Source organism: Microcystis sp. T1-4 (assembly GCF_000297435.1).
Taxonomy (GTDB): Bacteria; Cyanobacteriota; Cyanobacteriia; order Cyanobacteriales; family Microcystaceae; genus Microcystis.
In genome coordinates this window covers 1-2,557 of record NZ_CAIP01000035.1, presented here as the reverse complement: position 1 = coordinate 2,557, position 2,557 = coordinate 1, and the positions used below count along the sequence as shown (strand labels likewise).

General features: G+C 42.8%; 1 protein-coding gene. It reads right to left on the bottom strand.

Annotated elements, in window-relative coordinates; translation table 11 throughout:
• Positions 1 to 85: 85 nt before the first annotated feature.
• Positions 86 to 1,978, bottom strand: coding sequence for a BRCT domain-containing protein (locus MICAI_RS01920; RefSeq protein ID WP_008197059.1), 1,893 nt, complete (start codon positions 1,976 to 1,978; stop codon positions 86 to 88).
• Positions 1,979 to 2,557: the final 579 nt, after the last annotated feature.

Here is a 2,557-nt window from a genome sequence, read left to right as displayed (position 1 = left end):
GAAGTTTTTTCAGTAAACAGTGAACTGATAACTGATAACTGATAACTGATAACTGATAACTGATAACTGATAACTGATAACTGATTTAGGATTCTACCATTTGCAGAAATTGGGCTTCTGAAAGGGTTTTTATGCCTAATTTTTGAGCCTTTTTGAGTTTATCACCGGGAGCTTTACCGAGGAGAATATAATCAGTATTCGCACTGGGGGAACCGGTAACAGTACCACCGACATTAATAATCAATGATTTCACTTTCTCGCGACTGATTTTGCTGAAGGTTCCTAGTATAACTACGGTTTTTCCCCTTAGGGGATTTTCTGCGGATTCTTGACTCGTTTGGACTATCTCCGCTGCGGGTTGCACTTCTAAACTTGTGTCGGCAACCGGGATTTTTTCCGCTGCTACTACAGGGGTTTCCTTGGCAATCACCGGGGGGGTTTCTGGTTCTTCTACTACCGGAGTTTCAATAATAATTGCTTCTGGTTCATTAGTGTTAATGGGGGCAGTTGGTCGAGAAAAATCGTCTCTTTCTTGTTGGAGGTTTTGAATTTTAACCTCCAAAGCGGCGATTTCTTCTTGCTTAGTTGCTAACTCACCCTCAAACTTAATTTTTTCCTTTTCTAAAGCTTTAGCTGCCGTTTTTTTGGCTTCTAAACCTTGAGTTAGTTGGCGATTTTGTTGGCTTAATTCCTCGATATGACGGGAAGTTGTGGTTTCTAATTGGTCTTTTTCGGCACTTAACTGGTGTAGTTGAATCTCTAAATTAGAAATGTTTTCCCGATAGGTTTCTAGCTGTTGGGGTAACTGGGTTAATTCCTGTAATTGCCCTTCTAAATGGGCAATTTTTGCCTGAGAATCGGCCAATTGTTGGGGTAACTGGGTTAATTCCTCTAATTGCCCTTCTAAATTAGCAATTTTTGCCTGAGAATCGGCCAATTGTTGGGGTAACTGGGTTAATTCCTCTAATTGCCCTTCTAAATCAGCAATTTTTTCAGCAGCAGTGGTTAATTCTGCCGATAATTCCCCTTTCTGGGCTGCTAAAGCTTGTAACTCCAGTTTAGCTGCTTCGAGATGAGCGCCGAGACTGTCCTTTTCGTCGGTTATGGCTGTCACTTGAGCGACAGTTTCTTGGAGTTTTATAGTTAAATTGTCGCATTCTTGCCCTAAAGAGAGCGATCGAGTTTGACTTGCGGCTAAATCTTCGCTGAGAGACTTTTTTTGCTGCTCTAACCCGCTAATTTGACCCTGTAAGCTGGCTATTTCCTGCTGTCCTCGCTCATACTGTTCTGTTTGGTCAGCCAGATTCTGTTCTAAGGTTTGAATTTGACTTTGCCAGCTGGGAATTTGGGCGGCTAAATCGCTTAATTCTCGGTTTTTATGCTCTAAATCGGCCACTTTTGCCCTTAATTCCTCGGCTTTTTCTAGTTCTTGCTGTAAGAGAGCTTTATCCTGTTCTAGGGTCTGAATTTGGCTATAGAGAGAGGTGGTCTGTTTTTTGGTCAAATCAAATTGACGGTTAATTTCACCTTTTTGCTGCTCTAAAGTTTGAATTTGTGCTTCTAGGCTAGTAATTTGGGCTTTTTCTCGCTCTAATTGCTCCATCAAACCAGCTTTCTCTGCTTCTATTTCCTTAGCGGTGGTTTTCAGGTGTTCGATTTCACCCTCACCTATCTGGACAGCTTGCTGGAGGGACTGGAGAGAATTTTCTAAATCCGTAGCTTTGTGCTGTAATTGGGCGGAATGTTGTTCTATGTAAATTATTTTGGCGTGCAGCTGCTGATTTTCGTCTTTTAAGTCTGATTGCGCCACATCTAAACCCTTGACTTGAGCCAACAAATCTGAGTTACTTTGCTGTAATTGCGCTTGTGCGGCTAAAAGGGCGGTATTTTTGCTGACGAGACCAGAGCGCGACCAGAGGAATAGTCCACCGAAAACAGCACTTAAACCTAATCCTTCATAAATTAATTCGTTGAGCATATCTACCCTCCTAGACAAGCGAAAAACAGTCACCTAACCGAACTGATGCGGCAATTTTGGTTATAGACCTACATCTCTACTTATATCAGTTACGGGGTGCATTCGGGGGAAGGGTGGGGAAAAATTCACTTCTTTCATCCCGGTGTAAAAAGGTCCTGCTGCCAACCCCCTATATAACTCGGACTCCTTGTCCAGCAAGTCTTTCAGGAGTTTTCTGCACCTCAAGGAAGCTAGAGAGGGAAACTATCCCTTTTTGGATAAGTACCTAAGCAAAATTAATTACACATCCAAGCCGTCACCCGTCAGCCAAAAGCTTTTTGCTGTGACCAGTAAACAGTGAACTAAAAATTCAAATCTGATCCCGTCTCCCGTCTCCCGTCTCCTGTCTCCTGTCTCCTGTCTCCTGTCTCGACTGGGAAATTAATTTTGCACGACTACTTAGGGTCTGCTGAAAAAGTTTTTCTTGGGGGCAGGGTGTGGCCCCCCCAACCCTAGGGCTGTTTCATTCTCCCATCAGAATATCAAAAGTAAAAGCGATAACTATCAGGTAAAATGAGAAGTGACCGCCAACTTTTGAAA